Source organism: Rhizobium sp. YTUHZ044 (assembly GCF_051123975.1).
GTDB lineage: Bacteria > Pseudomonadota > Alphaproteobacteria > Rhizobiales > Rhizobiaceae > Rhizobium.
Map to the genome: position 1 here is coordinate 3,216,250 of NZ_CP101426.1, position 20,352 is coordinate 3,236,601.

At 62.2% G+C, this 20,352-nt stretch carries 15 protein-coding genes; 5 read left to right on the top strand and 10 right to left on the bottom strand.

Features of this window, described 5'->3' with window-relative positions:
- Positions 1-71: 71 nt before the first annotated feature.
- Together NL154_RS16030 and chpT are read right to left on the bottom strand one after the other, a co-directional pair.
- A complete protein-coding gene (locus NL154_RS16030) occupies positions 72-434 on the bottom strand; it encodes a response regulator (protein WP_210630083.1) in 363 nt (120 codons plus the stop codon).
- 120 nt (positions 435-554) lie between these two features.
- Entirely contained in the window at positions 555-1,202 is a 648-nt protein-coding gene (gene chpT / locus NL154_RS16035; protein ID WP_210630081.1) for a histidine phosphotransferase ChpT, read from the bottom strand.
- A gap of 194 nt (positions 1,203-1,396) precedes the next feature.
- Here chpT and NL154_RS16040 point away from each other — a divergent pair, with 194 nt between their 5' ends.
- Both NL154_RS16040 and NL154_RS16045 read left to right on the top strand, forming a co-directional pair.
- Positions 1,397-1,984 carry a DUF1134 domain-containing protein gene (locus NL154_RS16040; RefSeq protein ID WP_210630079.1) on the top strand — a complete coding sequence of 196 codons (588 nt, stop codon included), beginning with the start codon at positions 1,397-1,399 and terminating at the stop codon, positions 1,982-1,984.
- A 116-nt stretch (positions 1,985-2,100) separates the two neighbouring features.
- Positions 2,101-3,261 (top strand): hypothetical protein, encoded by a 1,161-nt coding sequence (locus tag NL154_RS16045; RefSeq protein ID WP_434732955.1) that lies wholly within the window; start codon positions 2,101-2,103, stop codon positions 3,259-3,261.
- 31 nt (positions 3,262-3,292) lie between these two features.
- Here NL154_RS16045 and NL154_RS16050 read toward each other — a convergent pair whose 3' ends face one another.
- Positions 3,293-4,111, bottom strand: coding sequence for a TrmH family RNA methyltransferase (locus NL154_RS16050; protein ID WP_434732956.1), 819 nt, complete (start codon positions 4,109-4,111; stop codon positions 3,293-3,295).
- Positions 4,112-4,117: 6 nt separating this feature from the next.
- A complete protein-coding gene (locus NL154_RS16055) occupies positions 4,118-4,501 on the bottom strand; it encodes a hypothetical protein (protein WP_064804557.1) in 384 nt (127 codons plus the stop codon).
- Between the two features lie 41 nt (positions 4,502-4,542).
- On the opposite strand from NL154_RS16055, the gene NL154_RS16060 reads away from it, so the two are divergent.
- Positions 4,543-5,568 carry an RluA family pseudouridine synthase gene (locus tag NL154_RS16060; protein ID WP_434732957.1) on the top strand — a complete coding sequence of 342 codons (1,026 nt, stop codon included), beginning with the start codon at positions 4,543-4,545 and terminating at the stop codon, positions 5,566-5,568.
- A 189-nt stretch (positions 5,569-5,757) separates the two neighbouring features.
- The gene (gene rpoH / locus NL154_RS16065; protein WP_434732958.1) at positions 5,758-6,666 is read left to right on the top strand and encodes an RNA polymerase sigma factor RpoH; all 909 of its coding nucleotides are present in this window, start codon (positions 5,758-5,760) and stop codon (positions 6,664-6,666) included.
- Positions 6,667-6,996: 330 nt separating this feature from the next.
- Here rpoH and NL154_RS16070 read toward each other — a convergent pair whose 3' ends face one another.
- Positions 6,997-9,471, bottom strand: a complete 2,475-nt coding sequence (locus tag NL154_RS16070) for a hypothetical protein (RefSeq protein WP_434732959.1) — start codon at positions 9,469-9,471, stop codon at positions 6,997-6,999.
- A gap of 60 nt (positions 9,472-9,531) precedes the next feature.
- The gene (locus tag NL154_RS16075) at positions 9,532-10,830 is read right to left on the bottom strand and encodes an adenylosuccinate synthase (protein ID WP_210630071.1); all 1,299 of its coding nucleotides are present in this window, start codon (positions 10,828-10,830) and stop codon (positions 9,532-9,534) included.
- Between the two features lie 192 nt (positions 10,831-11,022).
- Between NL154_RS16075 and NL154_RS16080 the strand changes: the two genes are divergently transcribed.
- Positions 11,023-11,940, top strand: a complete 918-nt coding sequence (locus NL154_RS16080; RefSeq protein ID WP_221144657.1) for a DMT family transporter — start codon at positions 11,023-11,025, stop codon at positions 11,938-11,940.
- Here the strand turns inward: NL154_RS16080 and NL154_RS16085 are convergent, their stop codons facing one another.
- The 4 genes from NL154_RS16085 to NL154_RS16100 all read right to left on the bottom strand — a co-directional run bounded on the left by NL154_RS16085 (position 11,941) and on the right by NL154_RS16100 (position 20,295).
- On the bottom strand, positions 11,941-12,789 hold the full coding sequence (locus NL154_RS16085) for a GNAT family N-acetyltransferase (RefSeq protein WP_221144655.1): 849 nt from the start codon (positions 12,787-12,789) through the stop codon (positions 11,941-11,943). It abuts the gene before it with no gap.
- 288 nt (positions 12,790-13,077) lie between these two features.
- Positions 13,078-14,868 carry a putative bifunctional diguanylate cyclase/phosphodiesterase gene (locus NL154_RS16090; protein WP_221164714.1) on the bottom strand — a complete coding sequence of 597 codons (1,791 nt, stop codon included), beginning with the start codon at positions 14,866-14,868 and terminating at the stop codon, positions 13,078-13,080.
- A gap of 155 nt (positions 14,869-15,023) precedes the next feature.
- The gene (locus NL154_RS16095) at positions 15,024-16,808 is read right to left on the bottom strand and encodes an IlvD/Edd family dehydratase (protein ID WP_210630064.1); all 1,785 of its coding nucleotides are present in this window, start codon (positions 16,806-16,808) and stop codon (positions 15,024-15,026) included.
- Between the two features lie 286 nt (positions 16,809-17,094).
- On the bottom strand, positions 17,095-20,295 hold the full coding sequence (locus NL154_RS16100; protein WP_221164715.1) for an efflux RND transporter permease subunit: 3,201 nt from the start codon (positions 20,293-20,295) through the stop codon (positions 17,095-17,097).
- Positions 20,296-20,352: the final 57 nt, after the last annotated feature.

Consider the following 20,352-nt stretch of genomic DNA (forward strand, 5'->3'; position numbering starts at 1 on the left):
CAGCCGGAGCCCGGCGGCGCTTGCGGCACTATGCTCAGGGACGGCCGATGCGGCCGGGAAGAAAGCTGATGTCAGGCAGCAATCGCGCGGTTTCCGAAAACGGCGGTTAGGATCTTACGATCGAACGGCTTCAGCAGGAAATCGGTGGCGCCGGCTCGTTTACCCGCCATCAGCTTCTTCAGATCCGCCTCGATGACGCAGTAATAGATCTTGACCTCTTTGCCGCCGTCCATGGCGCGGATCGCCGCGATGAGGTCGAGCGCACCTTCCATGCCGGAATCGACGATGAGGTATTCCGGCAACTCTGCCTGGCAGCGCTGCAGCGCCTCGGCGGCATCGGAGGCCTCGCTGACGAGAAAGTCGAGTTCGGAGAGAATGCGCTTGCCGACCTTACGGACAATGTCCGAATTATCGGTGATCATGAACCTTTGCATGACTACTCCTTTCCCCGCATTCGTCGCAACGAGGGGTCTTCCACAACCTAAGAGAATAGGTCCATCAGGCTAAGGAATCGTTACCGGACGGGCGAGAGCATGCTGCTGCACGCCGAAAAATCAGACCGCAGCAACCGTCGCCGTGAACACCAGTTCGTCCGGACTTGCGCTGTGGTCGAGCGTCATTCCGCACTCCTCGGCCAGAAGCACGGCGTAGTACGGCTGGATCGAATGGGCGTCGATCGCTTCCTCGATCGTCCCCGTCGATATCTCGACGAATTTCGGCGGCAGACGCATCAGCTTGCCTTTCACCGAGAGGGTGAACTTGGCCTCGAATTCAGGATTTTCGAGCGTGACCTCGAGCACGCCGCCGCGCGGAATCGCCGAATAGGCGACGAGGAAGAGGTTGAGCAACAGCTTGACGCGGTTCTTGGCCACGATGGCACGCGGTCCGTTCCAGATCACCTCGGTCTTCTTCTCGGCGAGGGCAAAATCCTTGGCGGCCCGCTCGGCCTCGCCGGTATCGATCGAGGCGCCGACTGAACCCGATGCGCCGAAGGCGAGGCGCGCGAATTTCAGGCGGACGGAAGCGTTGAGCGCACTGGTGCGGATCAGATCCATTGCATCGGAATCAGCGCCGCCTTCATCCAGAAGCTCCAGGCCGTTGTTGATCGCGCCGACGGGCGAGATGACATCGTGGCAAACGCGGCTGCAGAGAAGCGCGGCTAGATCCGGGCCGGACAGGGTGAGGTTCGGGTTCTTGGACATCATCGTCTCCTGAAGGGCGGCAATCTCATCGCGCCCGCAAATATGCTTCATCAAAATTGCGCGAAGTTTGCGATCGTATTCAGTGCCATAATGACACCATATTTGGTAAACCGATTGTTAAGATCATCGGCGCAAAATGCAGCAATCGACGCGAGCGGGTGCCCGCTCCAGCCAAACGACGAACGGATGACATCATGCGCCCTCGATTTCCGCACCGATTCATTGGCTTCTGCAGGTTGCTTTCGGCCCTCGTCTTCTCCTCGCTGATGATTGCCGGGCCGGCCGCGGCCCAGAACAACGGTCAGTATACGATGCAGGAAATCATCGATGCCGGCCACTCCTTCTTCGGCTCCGCCAGCGGCGGCCTTGCCAAGGTGGTCGAGAGCGCCTTCCAGAAATACGGCCTGCCGAACGGTTATATTCTTGGGCAGGAAGGCGGCGGCGCCTTCATCGCCGGTCTCACCTACGGCGAAGGCCAACTCAACACCAAGAACGCCGGCGAGCATCCGCTCTACTGGCAGGGCCCGTCTCTCGGCATCGATTACGGCGGCCAGGGTTCGCGCGTCATGATGCTGGTCTACGACCTGCCCTCCATCGACGGCATCTATGCCCGCTTCGGCGGCGTCAGTGGCTCGGCCTATGTGATCGCCGGCTTCGGCATGACGGTGCTGAAAAACAATGACGTGCTGGTTGTGCCGATCCGCACTGGCGTCGGCGCCCGCCTCGGGGTCAATGTCGGTTATCTCAAGATCACCCAGGCGCCGACCTGGAACCCCTTCTGAGGCGGTAAAGCGGCAGGAATCGGCTGCCGCCGGCATCGGCGGCCTTGCCATGCGTGCCATGCCTGCTTAATCATCGCGGCTGACCCCGTATTAACTGTCGAATCGATGGCCGCGCCGTGATCGAATACGCTCTCTTGTTCGGATTGGGCTTCCTGACCGCGGCCTTCCTCGTCTTTCTGGTCTCGCCGGCCGTTCACCGCCGCATTGTCTGGTATACCGAAAACCGTCTCAAGGCGACGATGCCGCTGAGCCCGCAGGAGGTTCGCGCCCAGAAGGATATGGTGCGCGCGCTTCATGCCGCCGAGAATGCCCGCACCACCCAGGACCTTCTGCGTGAGCGCGAGAAATCCCTGTCGCTCCAGCTGCGCCACGATGCGCTCGCCGTCGATGCCGGCAGGCTCGCCGCCGAGATCGGCGAATTGCAGGCCCAGATCGGCGAGATGCATGTCGAGGCGGCCGAGCAGCGCTCGCACCTGCGCAAGGATGAGAACTACATCAGCCAGTTGAAAACCAATCTGCATATTGCCGAACAATCCGCCGCCGACAAGGAGAGCGAACTGGCGACAATGCGAACGCGGCTGAGCAAACTCATCGAACAGGCCGACGGGCTGAGAATCGATCTCGCCGCGCGTGAGACCGAAGCGGAAAGCCTGAAATTCCGCGCCAACGCGCTGCGCGACGAACGCGACACATTGCGCCAGGACGTCAACCTGCTCCAGAAGCGGGCTAGGGATGCCGAACAGAAACTGACGCAGCAGCAGCATATGGTGATCCGCCTGGAGGACAAGGCTGCACGCGAAAGCGCTTCCGCCGCCGAGAAGGAAACGCAGCTCGCCCGCCGTCAGCAGGAGATCGCCAAGTTGAAGGAGCAGTTGAAAGCCGCCAATGCCGAGATCCGCAAGATCAACCGGGTGCTGCGCGATGCCGGCCTGGCCAAGATAGCGGCGGAACTACCGGCGGAACTGACGGCTGAAGACACGACCGCATCCGTGCTCGACACGGCCGCTGTGACGGCTGAGATGGGCGAGGATGTCCGCAAGCGCAGCGCCGCCGTTGCCGAGCGCCTGCAGAAGGCAAAGTCCGTCACCGGACGCGATGGCGCGATCCGCGAGGAGATCGCCTCGATCGCCGCCAATATGGTCGCGCTGACCGCACTCAACGAGGGCCCTTCCTCACCGATCCACGCGCTGCTGCCGGATGCCGGCAACAAGAACCCGAACGATCGCGTCAGCCTTGCCGACAGGGCGGCGGCCGTCATCGCCAATCCGGTGCGTTAGCCCATCGATCCGACGCGCGTCGTTCCAAACGTCAGATCCGCCCCATGGCGGAGGCCATGGAAAACAATGCGATCCCCGTCGCAGTCGCCGCGTTGAGACTGTCGAGCTCCTCCGATTGCGGGATACGGGCGCTCTGAAAGTGCGCCAGCAGTGCCTCCGGCAAGCCCTCCCCCTCCGTGCCGATGACGAGCGCCATGCGTGCCCCGGCCGGAATGGCGCGGATGTCGGTCTTCCCATGCGGCGACAGCGTCCAGATCGCAAACCCACGTTGGGCAAGCGCCAGAAGCAGGTCCAGCGCCTTGCCGCCGCGCCGGTGCGGAACGCTCAACACCGAGCCGACCGACACGCGCAATGCCTTGCGATAGAGCGGATCGCAGCAGGTTTCGTCGAGCAGCACGGCATCCGCCCGGAAGGCGGCAGCATTGCGAAACATCGAGCCGGCATTGTCGTGGTTGGAAATGCCGCAGCCGACCAGCACCAGCGCCCGTTCCGGCAATGCGTCGAGAAGTGCTGCCTCGCCGCAGTCCTCTCGCTTGCCGAGGGCGAGAACGCCGCGATGCAGATGAAAGCCGACGACACCATCGAGCACTTCAGCCTCGGCGACATAAACCGGCACGCTAGCCGGAAACCGTTCGAGGATGGATTGCAGACCGTCGACGCGATTGCGCAGCAGCAGGATTTTCTCGGCCGAGAAGCCGCGACGTGCCGCATGCGCCTCGGCGAGCATGCGCAGCACGACAGTGCCTTCGGCGATAAAGCGGTTTTCCCGGCCCGTCAGGTCACGCTCTCTTATATCGCGAAACTCGGCAATGCGTGGGTCGTCGGCGCTGTCGATGACGATCGGGGCCATCTCGCCTCAATTCCCGGCGACGGTGACGTCGGCGACGGTGCGGCCGGTCCTCAGATCGAATACCAGCGCCTTCCTCGTGCCTTCAACCGTTTCTCCATAGAACAGGATCTGTCCCGCCGAAAACGAGGTTGACTGCACCTTGAACCCGAGCGGCAGGGAAAGGGTCGCAGCAAGCGGTGCATCCGAAGGCACACCGGAAGCTGCGGCAGTGGACGCGGTCTCCTTGGGCTCGCGCATCGTCTTGTAGACAACAGCGCCGAAGACCGCCATAAGGCTGACGAACATGATGGCGCCGGATACAATCTGCAGGCGGACCATCTTGCGCCGGACACTTTCCATCGCCGGATCAAGGGGCTTCTCTTCCTGGTCGTCTGGCTCGATTGCGGTCATCTGTGCGTTCCGTTCTAAAAATACGTCGGAGAAGAAGCGTCTTGAGCGACCCCTTTAAACAAGCAGCCGGCATTAGAAAAGTCCTGACCGCCGATGAAACCGCCGAAGGCCGGCTCGACGCATGGCTGACCGCGCAGGTCGGTAAGGATTTTTCCCGCAGCCGCATCAAGGCGCTGATCAAGGAGGGGCTGGTTTCTTTGCGAGGCGAGCAGGTTACCGATCCGCAGCGCAAGGTGCGCGTCGGCGACAGCTTCGAAATCACCCTGCCCGAACCTGAAGACCCGACCCCAAAGGGCGAAGATATCCCGCTCGACATCCTTTATGAGGACGATGACCTTATCGTCATATCGAAACCGGCAGGTCTGGTCGTCCATCCCGGCTCCGGTAACTGGACAGGAACTCTGGTCAACGCGCTGATCCATCATTGCGGCGATACGCTCTCCGGCATCGGCGGCGTGCGCCGACCTGGCATTGTCCATCGTCTCGACAAGGACACGACAGGCGTCATGGTCGTCGCCAAGAACGACGTCGCCCATCGCCACCTCTCGCTTCAATTTGCCGACCACGGCCGCACCATGCCGCTGGAGCGGGCTTACCGGGCAGTCGTCTGGGGCCGTCCCCGCACTCTGTCGGGAACAATCGATGCGCCTCTCGGCCGCGCCACCGGCGACCGCACCCGCCGGGCCGTCAAGCGCACCGACAGCCAGGATGCCGACGCGGCGATCACCCACTACGAAGTGATCGAGCGCTTCCAGGAGAACCCTGACGCGACCGCGCTCGCGTCGCTGGTCGAGTGCCACTTGGAAACCGGCCGCACCCATCAGATTCGCGTGCACATGGCCCATATCGGTCATCCGCTCGTTGGCGACATCGTTTACGGCGCCGGCTTCAGGACCAAGGCCAATCTGCTGCCCGAAGAGATCCGCAAGGTTGTCAATGGTTTCGGCCGTCAGGCACTGCATGCCTTCATGCTGCAATTCGAGCATCCCCGCACCGGCGAACTCAAGCATTTCGAAATACCGCTGCCGGACGATATGGTGAAACTGGTCGAGGCATTGCGACGATAAAGCGGCTTCGGGACACCGCTCTCGCCGCCTCACACCTGCGTGAGCGGCACCTTGAACCGCCGTTTCGCCATACTTATCTGTATATGGACTTAGTGCGGGCTTGGAACAAAAGCCGCACGTCCCGGTTCGCCTTTTAACGCGGGGGCGCGTTTCCATCGGGAGCCGGAATTCACTTTAGGAGGGTGCACTATGGCCCGAAATACCTTGCCGTCCATTACCGCCGGCGAAGCCGGTCTCAACCGTTATCTCGACGAAATCCGCAAATTCCCGATGCTGGAGCCGCAGCAGGAATATATGTTGGCCAAGCGTTATGCCGAGCATGGCGACCGCGACGCTGCCCATAAACTCGTCACCAGCCATCTTCGCCTCGTCGCGAAGATCGCGATGGGTTATCGCGGCTACGGCCTGCCGATCGGCGAAGTCGTCTCTGAAGGCAATGTCGGTCTGATGCAGGCCGTCAAGAAATTCGATCCCGAACGCGGCTTCCGCCTCGCCACCTACGCCATGTGGTGGATCAAGGCCTCGATCCAGGAATATATCCTACGGTCGTGGTCGCTGGTGAAAATGGGCACGACCGCCAACCAGAAGCGCCTGTTCTTTAATCTGCGCCGGCTGAAGGGCCGCATCCAGGCGATCGACGACGGCGACCTGAAGCCGGAGCACGTCTCGGAAATCGCCACCAAGCTGAACGTCTCGGAGGAGGAGGTCATCTCGATGAACCGCCGTCTCTCCGGCGACGCCTCGCTGAACGCGCCGATCAAGGCGGCCGAAGGCGACAGCGGTCAATGGCAGGATTGGCTTGTGGACGACCATGAGAGCCAGGAAGACGTGCTGATCGAACAGGATGAGCTCGAAACCCGCCGGCGCATGCTGGCCAAAGCAATGGGTGTTCTGAACGAACGCGAGCGTCGCATCTTCGAGGCCCGCCGCCTTGCCGAGGATCCGGTGACGCTGGAAGATCTCTCGGCCGAGTTCGACATCAGCCGCGAACGCGTCCGTCAGATCGAAGTCCGCGCCTTTGAAAAGGTGCAGGATGCTGTTCGCAAGGAAGCCCTGGAACGCGCCAAGGCCATTCGCGTCGTCGAAGCCACGGCCTGATCGGCTGAGCTCGAGAATTGCAAACGCCACCTCCTAGACGGGAGGTGGCGTTTTTGTTTTGTAGCGGGCGACGGCTGCGGGAAGGACGTCAAAGGGGTGCCGTGCAGCCCCCTCATCCGACCCTTCGGGCCACCGTCTGCTGGGGAGAAGAGGAGGAGCAAGCTGCTCGCCCTCATTTCCAAAAAGAATGCTTTATGAAAGACAGGAGCTTGCCACGATTCTCTTCTCCCCAGCGGGGGTCCGAAGGACGGGTCGAGACCTGTGGCTCGACGCCAGCGGGAGCCAGCCGGCGAATGAGGAGGCCGGTGGCACAAGGCATCGAGAACCCACTCACTGGCTCGTGGAGACATCCCCGAGTGCAGTCCACTCCTTGATGGCTGTATTGAAGGCGTTCGTTCCCGTGCCCCCCTTCTCCATTGTCAGCAGCGCACGGCGGCCGTTGCGGTAGGTGATCGGAATATCGATCCAGTTGCGGGTCGACAACAGATCGAGATTGGCCTTGCGCGCATCGGGATAGTCGTTGAGCGCAATCATGTGGAAATCATCGGTGATCTTGGCCGGAACCGCGATCAGCGCGTCGCCGCGATCCTGTTCCGTGCGCTTCATCGAAATGCGCTGGACGCTCTCGATGCTGCCGCCTTCGAAATTCGGCGGCACCGAGAAGACGATCTCGACGAGATGACTTGCCGGCAGGGACGGATCGGAGTTGCGCTTGAAGGTAACGAGAGCGGAGAGGTTGCGCTCGGGAACGCTGACGTTGCCCTGCACCGTCGCCTCCTGCCGGCCGTCCTGGCCGGCCTCGTGCTGGACGCTCCAGACGACCGTTCCCTCGATGGCCGTCGGCGAGCTCTGGCCGATACGCTCCTCATAGAGGAACATTTTTTCCGACGAACCGACCGGCGCAGCCTGCTGCGGCGATGCCGTGGGACCGTTCGGCGTCAGCGTTTCGGGCGGGGCCGCATCGCCTTGCGCGCTGGCGGGCGGCGTATCCGCTGCCGCAACATTCTGTTCGGCCACCGATTTTCCTTCGGCAGTCGGCGTTCCCGGCACCGTCGCCGGACCGCTATCGACTTCAGTTCCGTCGGAAAGCAGTCGTTGCGTAAATTTGGAATTGGCCGCCGCGCCGTCATTGTTCAATGACGCCACTTGCTGGTTCGGCTGTGCCGCGGCCGGCGGCGGATTCTGCGCTTCCGGCGCAACTGGCTGGGCTGGAGTCGGCGTGGCCTGAGTCGACGTCTCGGACCCCGCCGGCGTCATTGCCGCCTCGTTTCTCGTAGCCTGCGATGGCGCCGAGCTGACAAGCCCATCGACCATCGCCACCAGCGCTTCTCTGTTCATCCAGCCGGCATAGGCGCCGCCACCGATCAGGATAAGCGCGAAGAGGAGAGTGATTATCGTGCCGATGCCGAAGCGGCGGCGCTTCGGTTCCATGCGGAAATTCTTGCCCTGCAGCTTCGAGGCGACGATCTGATCGATATCCATCGCCGGATTGGCGTCGTCATCGTCGGCGGCGATCGGACCGCGGCGGTCATAGCCACGCAGGGCCTTCGCTTCGCGCCACTCCTCGCTCGGCGCGCCGGCGGGGGGTGTAGGCTTGCCGTCGTGCACCTCCGCGAAGATATCAACGTCGTCGAAATGCGATGAAACGGGCGTCTTCTTGTCGGTGCCTGCCTCGATCGGCGGCAGGTCGTCAAAGGCAGCCTTCTCCCAGGAGAAAGCTTCCTTGGCGGCCGGCATGACAGCGGCGGGCGCCATTTTCTCGAGACTCGATATCACGTCTTCGAAGGCACGCGCCGAAGCGTCGCCGGTGACCGGCGCCGTTTCCGAATATTGCCGGAGCTCCTCTTCGGCCCATTCGGTCTCAGCATCCTTGGGCGCCGGAGCCGGCGTCTCGACGGCAGGCTCGGCCCAGACAGGATCGAAATGTCCCGCAGCATCCGCCTGCAGCGGCTCCTCGCGGCTATGTTCGACGAATTCCGCCCGATCGAAATCGGCGACCGGCTCCACGAGCCGGTTGGATGCATGCTCCATGCCGCGTGTGATCGGCTGAAACGACTCGATGGGCTCGTAAGCTGCCTCGGCCTTCGGCTCATGGCTTTCCGCCATCGCCGGTTCGGCCGCGATCTCCTGGGGATGCTGCTCATCGGCACGATGCTCGTCGGCTTCCTCGTAGGAATGATCGGCAGATGGCGTTTCGAAGCCGTGATGTTCCGGCTGCATTTCTTCGGCGGCGACGTCACGCGCCTCGCCGGCATGCCATTCCTCGGCCGGCGCCTCCTCCTCATGCGAGGGGTGCCAATAGGCCTCGACGGGTGCAGCTGTCTCAGCGGAAACAGGTGTTTGTTCGGGCTCAGGTTCCGCGGAAAGGGGCTCCTCAGCCGCGACCTCTTCCTCAGTTTCCTGCCGTGCGTCGGCTTCCAGGTGATCCGGCTCGTGGGCTGCGTCGGTCGTCGGCGATCCCGCATCGGCTTCACCGGCCGGCTCGTCGACAGCCGTCTGGGGCGCAGGCGGCGACGTGCTTTCGTCAGGAACCGCTTGTTCTTCCAAGATTTCCGGCGCGGCGCCGGCGCCAGCCGCCTCATCGAGGGGCAGCGCTTCGGAGTGTTCAGCCTCCACTTCGCGGATGGCGGCCTCGAGCTTTTCGAGCTGGCGTTGCAGCATGGCTTCCGGCGGACGCGGCTTCATATTCTCGAGCTGCCGCTGCACTGCGCCGCGAGCACGCTCGTAGACTTTCACCCGCATCTCGGGGGTATTTTCAGCCAGGCCATCGACGGCCCGCCGAATAACTGCAATAAAATCCGCCATTCTTACTTTCTCAAGAAGTCCGGCCTTCTGCCGAACTGTCCTCCACAGTGGGCCGTGACCTTAATCCTCAAACGGATCGGTCACAAGTATCGTGTCGTCCCGTTCCGGACTGGTGGAAAGGAGCGCGACCGGCGCTCCGATCAGTTCTTCGACCTGGCGAACATACTTGATCGCCTGCGCCGGAAGATCCGCCCAACTGCGGGCGCCGACGGTCGATTCTTTCCATCCCTCCAGCGTGACATAGATCGGTTCGACCCGAGCTTGCGCTCCCTGGCTTGCGGGAAGATGATCAATCTGCTCGCCGTCGAGCATATAACCGACGCAGATCTTCAATTCCTCGAGACCGTCGAGCACGTCGAGCTTGGTGAGCGCGATGCCGGTGATGCCGTTGGTGGCGACCGACTGGCGCACCAATGCTGCGTCGAACCAGCCGCAGCGACGCTTGCGCCCCGTCACGGTACCGAACTCATGCCCCTTCTCACCCAGGAACTGGCCGATTTCGTCGGTTAGCTCCGTCGGGAACGGACCTTCGCCGACGCGTGTCGTATAGGCCTTGGTGATGCCGAGGATATAGCCGAGTGAGCCAGGTCCCATGCCGGAACCGGCCGCCGCCTGGCCGGCCACGGTGTTGGAGGAGGTTACGAAAGGATAGGTGCCGTGATCGATGTCGAGCAAACTGCCCTGCGCGCCTTCGAACAGGATGCGGGCGCCCTTGCGACGCTCCTTATCAAGCAACAACCAGACCGTGTCGCGGAACGGCAGCACCCGATCGGCGATCGAGGTCAGTTCGTCCATGATCGCCTGGTGGCTGACCTCGGCGACGCCGAGGCCGCGGCGAAGCGCATTGTGATGCGTCAGGATGCGGTCGACCTTGCCGGAAAGGCTGTCGAGATCGGCAAGATCCATGACCCGGATGGCGCGGCGGCCGACCTTGTCCTCATAGGCCGGGCCGATGCCGCGGCGCGTCGTGCCGATCTTCGTGCCGCTGTTGGACGCCGCATCCTCGCGCATCGCGTCGAGCTCGCGGTGCAGCGACAGGATGAGCGTCGCATTGTCGGCGATCCGCAGATTATCAGGCGTCACCTTAACGCCCTGCGCCTCCAGCCGGCCGATCTCGGCGATCAGGGCATGCGGATCGACGACGACGCCGTTGCCGATCACAGCCATCTTGCCGGGACGCACGACGCCGGAAGGCAACAGCGAGAGCTTATAGCTCGTGCCGTCGATGACGAGCGTATGGCCGGCATTGTGGCCGCCCTGATAGCGCACGACAATATCCGCACGTTCCGAAAGCCAATCGACAATTTTGCCTTTGCCTTCGTCACCCCATTGCGAACCGACCACGACTACGTTCGTCATCCAACTCTTCCTGTTACCGGCGGAGAACCGCGCACCTGCTCAAACCCGCGCATCTATAAAGCTTTGTTTTTGGGAAAGCGACCCTGTTGTCACAGCCGATTGGGCTTTTTACGTGACAAATCAGCAGCCGGCAGTCTATTTCCCCTGGGAAAAAGCCGATTATCTCTAGCAAAGTGACGAGGAAGCACGCTCTTGCAAGCCACAGCCTATATCTGCCTCGTCATCGCCACCCTCTGCTGGGGCGGCAACTCCGTCGCCGGCAAACTTGCGGTCGGTCATATCAGCCCGATGATGCTGACCTTTCTGCGTTGGTTCCTCGCCGTCGCGCTCATCGCCTTGATATCCGTGCCGCAACTGAAGAAGGATTGGCCCGTGGCGAGGAAAAACCTGCCACTGCTCCTTTGCTACGGCGCCATCGGCTATACACTCTTCAACGCCATGCTCTACTCGGCGGTAAAATATACGACGGCGATCAACGTCGCCATCGAGCAAGCCGGCATTCCGATGCTGATCTTCCTGTTGAATTTCTTCTTTTTCCGCACTGGTATCTCGCTGGCGCAATGTTTCGGCTTCGGCATGACGCTGCTGGGCGTGGCGCTGACGGCTTCCCATGGCGACCTCGCCACGCTGCTGCAATTGCAGCTCAACCGGGGCGACGGGCTGATGCTGATCGCGATTGCCGCCTATGCGCTCTACACCATCTTCCTGCGCTGGAAACCGGCGGTGGATTGGCGCACGCTGATGGCCTTTCCCGCCCTCGCCGCCATGCTGACCTCGCTGCCGCTGCTTCTTTGGGAGATCGCCCGCGGCGTTGCGCAGTGGCCGGACCAGGCCGGTTGGAGCATCACCTTCTATACGGCGATCTTCCCCTCATTGCTGGCGCAGATCCTATATATCAAGGGTGTCGAGGCTATCGGCGCCAACCGCGCCGGTCTCTTCATCAATCTCGTGCCGGTGTTCGGAACACTGCTCTCCGTCGTTCTGATCGGAGAACGGCTTCAGTCCTTCCATATGATAGCGCTGATGCTGACGCTCGGCGGCATCGCGATCGCCGAAAAGGGCCGACCGAAAGCGTCCGCTCCCACCGTGCCCGCCTCGCCCGTGGACTAGCTAACCAAGCTCCAGCGTCGTCACTCCGAAGACATGCTTCAACGGGATGGCTGGCGCTGGTCCCCGATACATCCGCATGGTCTCGAACACCGGCTGGAGGCCTATGCTTTCGGCAAGCGCGATCGCCTCGCGGTTTTCGACGGGGATGTCGATGAAGATCTGAGCGCCCTTTGCTTCGGGGATTAATTCGACAAGCAGCGCCGCGGCGCTGTCTGCATCGTTGGCGAAAAGCGGGCCGATCTTGTAGCCTTCATAGCAGCGGCGGATCGTGCCGTAGCCGCGGATCTTGTGGCTTTTGCGGACCACAGCCGTACGCCGCCCCTTACGGCTGCTGCACCACGTGGCGAGGAAGGCATCCCGCGGCTGCGGAAAGATCGCCGCATCATAACGCTGCAGCCCTTCCAGGCGTGAATCCAGCGCCGGCTGCGCGACAAGCGTCGAGCCCGGCAAAGAGGAGGCAACGCCGCCGTAACGAATGGTGGAATAGGCGGGCTCAAAGCCAGCCTTGCGATAATTCCCCTGCTGCGCGGCAACGGCGTCGAGACCGATCGTCCGACCTTCCGCCGTGGCGATCCCCGCTTCCCAGATCGCCTTGCCATAGCCCTTGCCGCGGAAATCCGGGTGAACGATGTAGAGGCCGAGAAAGGCGAAGCTGTCGCCATATTTGACGACTGAGAGCGAGCCGACGGGGACTTCACCGACGGAGCCGACGAAAAATCCCGACGGATCGGCTTCGAGGAATGCAAACGAATCGTCGAGACCCGGGTTCCACCCCTCCTGACGCGCCCATTCGAGCACGAGTTCCAATTCGCCGGGCCGCATCGAACGAACGGCAAATTCCGAATTCATGCGCCCTTCCCAGATTGAATGTCCCGCAAGTCCATCCCGCCAACGGCAAAGCAATTGTCAGGTCACCGCCACCGCACCTGCGAATGATGGAGAAGCAGCGCCGATGGTCTTGACCACGCCTATAGTCGTTTTCAGTAAGCTTCGTTTCCGCATTACCATGAAACAATGCCGTTGCAAGCTCAAGAAAATTACTTGGCGCCCAATAATCGTCCTGCCGGCGCGAATAAATGTCGCGCCGAAACCTCTCGCTTACTCAACCCCGAAGACCAAGAAGCATTTCAGCGGAAATCAGCCACCTATCGCTGCCCTTTGCTTTTCCACTCCGCCCGCGAGCGAAGGGAACAGCCGGTCTGTCTGGGCTGCCGGCGCGGGATAGCCGAACGCATAACCCTGCAGACCGTCGCAACCCAACTGCGCCAGCACCGCGGCGTGTGCCTCGGTCTCTATGCCCTCGGCGATCACCTCGACATCGAGCGCCTTGGCGATCTCGACGATTGATCCTACGACGCGCCGCTGCTCGTCCGAGCTGACGACCTCAGCAACGAGTTGCCGGTCGATCTTCAGCCGCTTCGGCCGCAGCTTGACGAGACCGATGAGCGAGGCATGGCCCGATCCGAAATCGTCGATTTCGATGTCGATGCCCAGCTGTTTGATGTCATCGATATGATCGAGCAGCTTTTCGTCGCTGTCGTCCAGGAAAATCGTCTCGACCAGCTCGAACACGACTGCGCCCGGCGGAATATCGAGCTTCTTCAATTTGCCGAGCAGCGCCGGATCGGCAAGGCGCGACGCCGAAATGTTGACGGCGATGCGCGGAACCGCAACGCCCCGCAACTGCCAGGACAACCGGTCTTCGAGAACGCTCTTCAGAATCGCGGCGTCGATCTCGGCCGCAAGCCCGTGCTCGTCGGCGACCTTGAGGAACACCCCCGGCGCAAGCACGCCCTTCTCGGGATGTTTCCAGCGGGCCAGCGCCTCGAAGCCGATCACCTCGCGCGTTTGGGCGTCGAGCTGCACCTGATAATAGGGAACAATCTCGCCGCGATCCAGACCGAGCTTGAGCTCTTCAGCCAGGCGGCGTTTCGATCGCAGATCTTCCTGCAGTTGCCTCGTAAAGAATTCGATGCGGTTGCGCCCAAGCTTCTTGGCTTGATAGAGCGCCAGGTCGGATTCGGCCAGGAGGTTGCGTGCCCGCCGATCGCCGCTCCATGAAACGCCGATCGATGCACCGGATTGCAGCATCTCTTGACCGAAACGGATCTTCTTCCGCAGCCGCCGCTGAACATCCTCTGTGATCAATCTCAATTCCGCGAGATCGGCGAAATTGACGAGCACGATAACGAACTCGTCGCCGCCAACGCGGGCAACCATACCGTTCGCGGGAATGGCAGCGGTGATGCGAAGGGCCGCGGCCCGCAGCACCGCATCGCCGGCCGCATGGCCGTGGCTGTCGTTGATCTGCTTGAACTGGTCGAGATCGAGATGCAGGACGCCAAGCGTCGTGACGCTCCGGTCCGCCGGCAGCTCTGCGAGCCGTTTGTCGAGCAGGCGGCGGTTCGGCAGACCGGTAAGGTAATCATGATCGGCAACATGCTCGATGCGCGCATTGCTTTCCTCAAGCGCCAGCGCTCTCGCCTCGGCCACCATCTTCTGTCGCTCGAGTTCCGCGTTGAGCTGCACGTCGGCCGTCACATCCCATTCGGCGCCGATGAAGGAGGGCGCCCCCTCCGCATCCACATAGAAATGCGCCCGCGAGCGAAGGTGGCGGATCTCGCCGCTCGGCAGCACGATCCGGAATTGCGAGTCGTATGCGCCTCGCGCCGTGATCGCCTGTTCGAAATCGCTTTCGGCCCGCTCGCGGTCATCAGGGTGGATCGCATTCGACCAGAACCATGCCGGCACATGTCGGCATGTCTCGCCGGTTTCGTAGAGCCGGTGCATCTGCGCATCCCACAAGATCCCGCCCTTGGCGATGCTGTACTCCCAGACTCCGATCCGGGATGCATCGAGGGCGAGTTCGAGCCGGCGCAGAAGATCCTGGAACTCTTGTTCGGATCGTGTGGCTTTGTTTTCTGACAACGCGGTCTCAGCCTTGGAAGCTTCCTTAATTGCAATATGGTCTCAAGCCGGCATTAAAGAAGCCTTGTGCGGACGCCCGAACTGGTCACTAGGTGAACTGTTCGTTACGACGTTCCTTTTTGGATCATGAGATTGCAATCTGCGTTCAAACCACATCAATGGTTGTGCCGTGGCGTGTTTTTCGCGATCTGGCGGAACTCCGAAGCCCCCTCTAAAACCGCGCCGTCAGACAGTTGCGTGACCGAGCGGCGGTAGATCCGCTGCCACGGCGTCGCATCCGCCAGCACCGCCGGAATGCCGTCGGCCTTGCGCCGCTCGATCTCGGCGTCATCCACCAGCATGTCGCAGCGCCCCACATTGAAATCGATGCGGATGACATCGCCGGTCCGAAGCCAGGCGAGGCCGCCACCGGCTGCACTTTCCGGCGAGGCGTTGAGAATCGATGGACTGTCGGCGGTGCCCGACTGACGGCCGTCGCCGATCGTCGGCAGACTCCGGATGCCGCGTTTCAGGAGATGATCCGGCGGCTGCATGTTGACGACCTCAGCCGATCCAGGCCAGCCGAGCGGCCCCGCTCCGCGGATGACGAGGATGGTATCCTCGTCGACGCCGAGTTCAGGGTCGTTGATGCGCCTGTGATAATCCTCGGAACCATCGAAAACCACCGCCCTGCCCTCGAAAACACCTTCCCGCCCGGGCTCCAGAAGATAGCGCTGGCGGAAATCTTCCGAGACTACGCTCATCTTCATGATCGCGAAATCGAAGAGATTGCCCTTGAGGACGAGGAAGCCCGCCCGCTCCTTCAGCGGTTCGTCGAAAGGCCGGATGACCTCGCGGTCGCTGGCCTGGCGGCCTTTCAGGTTCTCGGCCATCGTCCTCCCCGTCACCGTGCGACAGTCGCCGTCGAGCTTTCCGGCCTGCAGCAGCTCCCACATGATCGCCGGCGTGCCGCCCGCGCGGTGATAGCGCTCGCCGAGATAGGCGCCCGCCGGCTGGACATTGGCCAGAAGCGGGATATCGAAGCCGTGCACCTGCCAGTCATCGGGATAAAGTTCGACGCCGGCGTGCTTGGCCATGGCAGCCAGATGCGGCTGCGCATTGGTCGAGCCGCCGATCGCCGAATTGGTGCGGATCGCATTGAGGAACGCGGCCCGCGTCAGGATATCCGATGGCTTCAGATCCTCGAACACGATCTCGACGGCGCGCCGTCCGGTGCGGTAGGCCATCTGCCCCCGCTCCCGGTAGGCGGCCGGAATGGCGCCGCAGCCGGTGAGCGATAGGCCGAGTGCTTCCGCCAGCGCATTCATCGTCGAGGCGGTGCCCATCGTATTGCAGTGACCGACGGATGGAGCCGAATCGAGCGCCGCCTGCAGAAACTCCTCCCGATCGATTTCACCGGCCGCATATTTCCGCCGCATCCGCCAGATGACGGTGCCGGAGCCGGCCAGTTCCCCCTCGTGCCAGCCATCGAGCATCGGCCCGCCGGAGAGCACGATGGCCGGAATATCGACTGTCGAAGCAGCCATGATTGCCGAAGGCGTGGTCTTGTCGCAGCCGGTGGTCAACACGACCCCGTCGAGCGGATAGCCGTAGAGGATCTCGACAAGGCCGAGATAGGCTAGATTGCGGTCGAGGGCGGCGGTCGGACGCTTGCAGTTCTCGAAGATCGGATGCGTCGGAAATTCGATGGGGATGCCGCCAGCGTCGCGAATACCGTCACGCACGCGCTTGGCGAGCTCGACATGCACCCTGTTGCAGGGCGTCAGATCGCTACCGCTCTGGGCAATTCCGATGATCGGCCTGCCGGACCGCAGTTCTTCCGGCGTGATGCCGTAATTCATGAAACGCTCGAGATAGAGCGCCGCCATGTCAATATGATCGGGATTGTCGAACCAATCCTGCGAACGCAGGCGGCGCTTCTTCGGTTGGCTGTCCGTCATTATCATCCTCCCGATCGGCTATTCTTCTCTTTGAAGTCGAGAAGCGAAGCACTGCATTCCGTCACCATTTCCGCAACCGCGCCGGCTTGCCGGCATCGACTACCCGGATGGTGGAGATGGAGCCGCGCCGATCCTCCCATCTGCTATCCGTCTTTGATAGTCCCCTCGTCCACGGTTGCAACCGTTTTGATGAACGTAACGCATTTTCGTCGGGTGTCGGAAATCGATACGGGCGAGAACCGAAGTTCCCGCCCGATTTACTCGACAAAGGAAGATTGAATTCCGTTTATTCCGCTGCTAGCCGGATGACCTCGGCCTCTTCCTCCTTGTGCTCGTCCGGCTTGTGCTGGATGAGCGGACGGTTGCCCGTCAGCCGTCGCAGCAGCACGTAGAACACCGGCGTCATGAAGATGCCGAAGAAGGTCACGCCGATCATGCCGGAGAACACCGCGACACCCATGGCGGCACGCATTTCCGCGCCGGCGCCCGTGGAGGCGACCAGCGGCACGACGCCCATGATGAAGGCCATGGAGGTCATGAGGATCGGGCGAAGGCGAAGGCGACTGGCCTCGACCGCCGCCTCCCGCGGCGTCCTGCCCTCGAACTCCAGTTCGCGGGCGAATTCCACGATCAGGATCGCGTTCTTCGCCGAGAGGCCGACTAGCACCACGAGACCGATCTGGGTGAAGATATTATTGTCTCCACCGGTGAGCCAGACACCCGTCAGCGCGGCCAGCACGCCCATCGGCACGATCATGATGATCGCCAGCGGCAGGGTCAGGCTCTCGTACTGGGCAGCCAGCACCAGGAAGACCAGCAGCAGCGCCAGCGGGAAAACGACGACGCTCGAATTACCGGCCAGAATCTGCTGATAGGTCAGATCCGTCCATTCGAAGTCGATGCCGGCAGGCAGTGTCTCGCGAAGGATCTTCTCGATTGCCGCCTGCGCCTGGCCGGACGAAAAGCCCGGTGCCGGACCGCCGTTGATATCGGCGGCGAGGAAGCCGTTGTAACGGTTGGCGCGTTCGGGACCGGTGCTCGGCTCCACCTTCAGCAGCGCCGAAAGCGGGATCATCTCGCCCGATGCCGAACGGACCTTCAGCTGCCCGATATCTTCCGGCTGGGCGCGGAATTTCGCATCGGCCTGCACCCGGACGCTGTAGGTGCGGCCGAACGCATTGAAATCGTTCACATAGAGCGAGCCGAGATAGATCTGCAGCGTCTGGAAGACGTCGGTGACGGAAACCCCGAGCTGCTCGGCCTTGGCGCGATCGAGATCGGCATAGAGCTGCGGCACGTTGATCTGGAAGCTGGAGAACAGCCCGGCAAGTTCAGGCGTCTGGTAGGCCCTGGCAAGCACTGCCTTGGTCGCCTCATCGAGCGCCTGGTTGCCCAAGCCTGCGCGATCCTCGATCTGCAGCTTGAAACCGCCGGTCGTGCCGAGACCGTTGACCGGCGGCGGCGGGAACATGGCGATGAAGGCATCCTGGATGGCGCCGAATTTCTGGTTCAGCGCCATGGCGATGGCGCCGCCAGAAAGATCCGGCGTCTTACGCTCCTCGAAATCCTTCAGCGTCACGAAGACGATGCCGGCATTCGAAGAGTTGGTGAAGCCGTTGATCGACAGGCCGGGGAAGGCGATTGCATTGGCGACGCCGGGCTGCGCGAGCGCGATATCGGTCATGCGCTTGATGACGTCTTCCGTGCGGTCGAGGCTTGCGGCATCCGGCAGCTGAGCGAAGCCGATCAGATACTGCTTGTCCTGCGACGGCACGAAGCCACCGGGAACCGTGGTGAACATGCTGTAGGTCGCGCCGACCAGCGCCAGGTAGACCACCATGACGATGCTCTTGCGCGACACCAGGCCGCCAACACCTTTGCCATAGGCATTCGAGCCTGCGCCGAAGAGGCGGTTGAAGCCACGGAAGAACCAACCGAAGATCGCGTCCATGAACCGCGTCAGCCAGTCCTTGGGCGCGTCGTGGCCCTTCAGCAGAAGGGCGGCGAGGGCCGGCGACAGGGTCAGTGAGTTGAAGGCCGAGATGACGGTCGAGATCGCGATCGTCAGCGCGAACTGACGATAGAACTGACCCGACAGGCCGGAGATGAAGGCGAGCGGCACGAATACCGCGACGAGCACCAGCGCGATCGCGATGATCGGACCGGACACTTCCTTCATCGCCTTATAGGTGGCCGCGCGCGGCGACAGGCCATGCTCGATATTGCGCTCGACGTTTTCGACGACGACGATCGCGTCGTCCACCACGATACCGATGGCAAGCACCAATCCGAACAGACTGAGCGCGTTGATCGAGAAGCCGAAGACATACATGACCGCGAAAGTGCCGATGATGGAGACCGGAACCGCGATCAGCGGAATGATCGAAGCGCGCCACGTCTGCAGGAAGACGATGACGACGAGGACGACGAGCGCGATGGCTTCAAGCAGCGTGTCGATGACCTTCTCGATCGAGGAGCGGACGAATTTCGTCGTATCGTAGACGATCTCGTATTTGACGCCCTCAGGCATGGCCAATTGCAGCTGATCCATGGTTGCGCGCACGTTGTCGGCGATTTCGATCGCATTCGACCCGGGCGCCTGAAGGGCGGCCACGGCGACGGCCGGCTTGCCGTCGAGCAGCGACCGCAACGTATAGTCGGCGGCGCCAAGCTCGATGCGGGCGACGTCGCGAAGGCGGGTGATCTCGCCATTGGCGCCCGTCTTAACGATGATGTTGCCGAACTCCTCGGGCGTACGCAGGCGGCCCTGGGCATTCACGTTGAGCTGCAGGTCGACGCCCGGCTGGCTCGGCGAGGCGCCGATAATGCCGGCGGCCGCCTGGACGTTCTGCGAGCTGATCGCGTTGCTGATGTCGCTGGCGGCGAGTTCATGCTCGGCGGCCTTCTGCGGGTCGATCCATACACGCATCGAATAATCGCCGGCGCCGAACACCTGCACCTGGCCGACGCCGGGGATGCGGGCAAGCCGATCCTTGATGTTCAAGGTCGCGTAGTTGCGAAGATAGGTGATGTCGTGGCTGTTCCCGTCGGAGACGAGGTTGACGACCATGATGAAGTCGGGCGAGCTCTTGACTGTCGTGATCCCGAGGGCGCGCACCTCCGCCGGCAGGCGCGGTTCGGCCTGCGAAACGCGGTTCTGCACGAGCTGCTGTGCCTTGTCAGGGTCGGTGCCGAGCTTGAAGGTGACGGTGACATTGAGCACGCCATCCGACGTCGCCTGGCTCGACATGTAGAGCATGTCCTCGACGCCGTTGATCTGCTCTTCGAGCGGTGTCGCCACGGTTTCGGCAATGACGCTCGGATTTGCGCCGGGATAGGTGGCGCGCACGACGACCGACGGCGGCACGACGTTGGGATACTCGGAAATCGGCAGCGCCCGCAGGCCGATCAGGCCGGCAACGACGATGAGGACCGAAAGAACGCCGGCAAAGACCGGCCGGTCGACAAAGAATCTGGAGATGTTCATTTCAAAGCCCTCTCCGGGGTGAACATGGATGCAAACTCCCTCTCCGGCGGGTGAGGC

Coding starts and splice junctions, on each gene's coding strand:
- NL154_RS16030 (WP_210630083.1), bottom strand. CDS start 434: ATGCAAAGGTTCATGATCACCGATAATTCGGACATTGTCCGTAAGGTC.
- chpT (WP_210630081.1), bottom strand. CDS start 1,202: ATGTCCAAGAACCCGAACCTCACCCTGTCCGGCCCGGATCTAGCCGCG.
- NL154_RS16040 (WP_210630079.1), top strand. CDS start 1,397: ATGCGCCCTCGATTTCCGCACCGATTCATTGGCTTCTGCAGGTTGCTT.
- NL154_RS16050 (WP_434732956.1), bottom strand. CDS start 4,111: ATGGCCCCGATCGTCATCGACAGCGCCGACGACCCACGCATTGCCGAG.
- NL154_RS16055 (WP_064804557.1), bottom strand. CDS start 4,501: ATGACCGCAATCGAGCCAGACGACCAGGAAGAGAAGCCCCTTGATCCG.
- rpoH (WP_434732958.1), top strand. CDS start 5,758: ATGGCCCGAAATACCTTGCCGTCCATTACCGCCGGCGAAGCCGGTCTC.
- NL154_RS16070 (WP_434732959.1), bottom strand. CDS start 9,471: ATGGCGGATTTTATTGCAGTTATTCGGCGGGCCGTCGATGGCCTGGCT.
- NL154_RS16075 (WP_210630071.1), bottom strand. CDS start 10,830: ATGACGAACGTAGTCGTGGTCGGTTCGCAATGGGGTGACGAAGGCAAA.
- NL154_RS16085 (WP_221144655.1), bottom strand. CDS start 12,789: ATGAATTCGGAATTTGCCGTTCGTTCGATGCGGCCCGGCGAATTGGAA.
- NL154_RS16095 (WP_210630064.1), bottom strand. CDS start 16,808: ATGACGGACAGCCAACCGAAGAAGCGCCGCCTGCGTTCGCAGGATTGG.
- NL154_RS16100 (WP_221164715.1), bottom strand. CDS start 20,295: ATGAACATCTCCAGATTCTTTGTCGACCGGCCGGTCTTTGCCGGCGTT.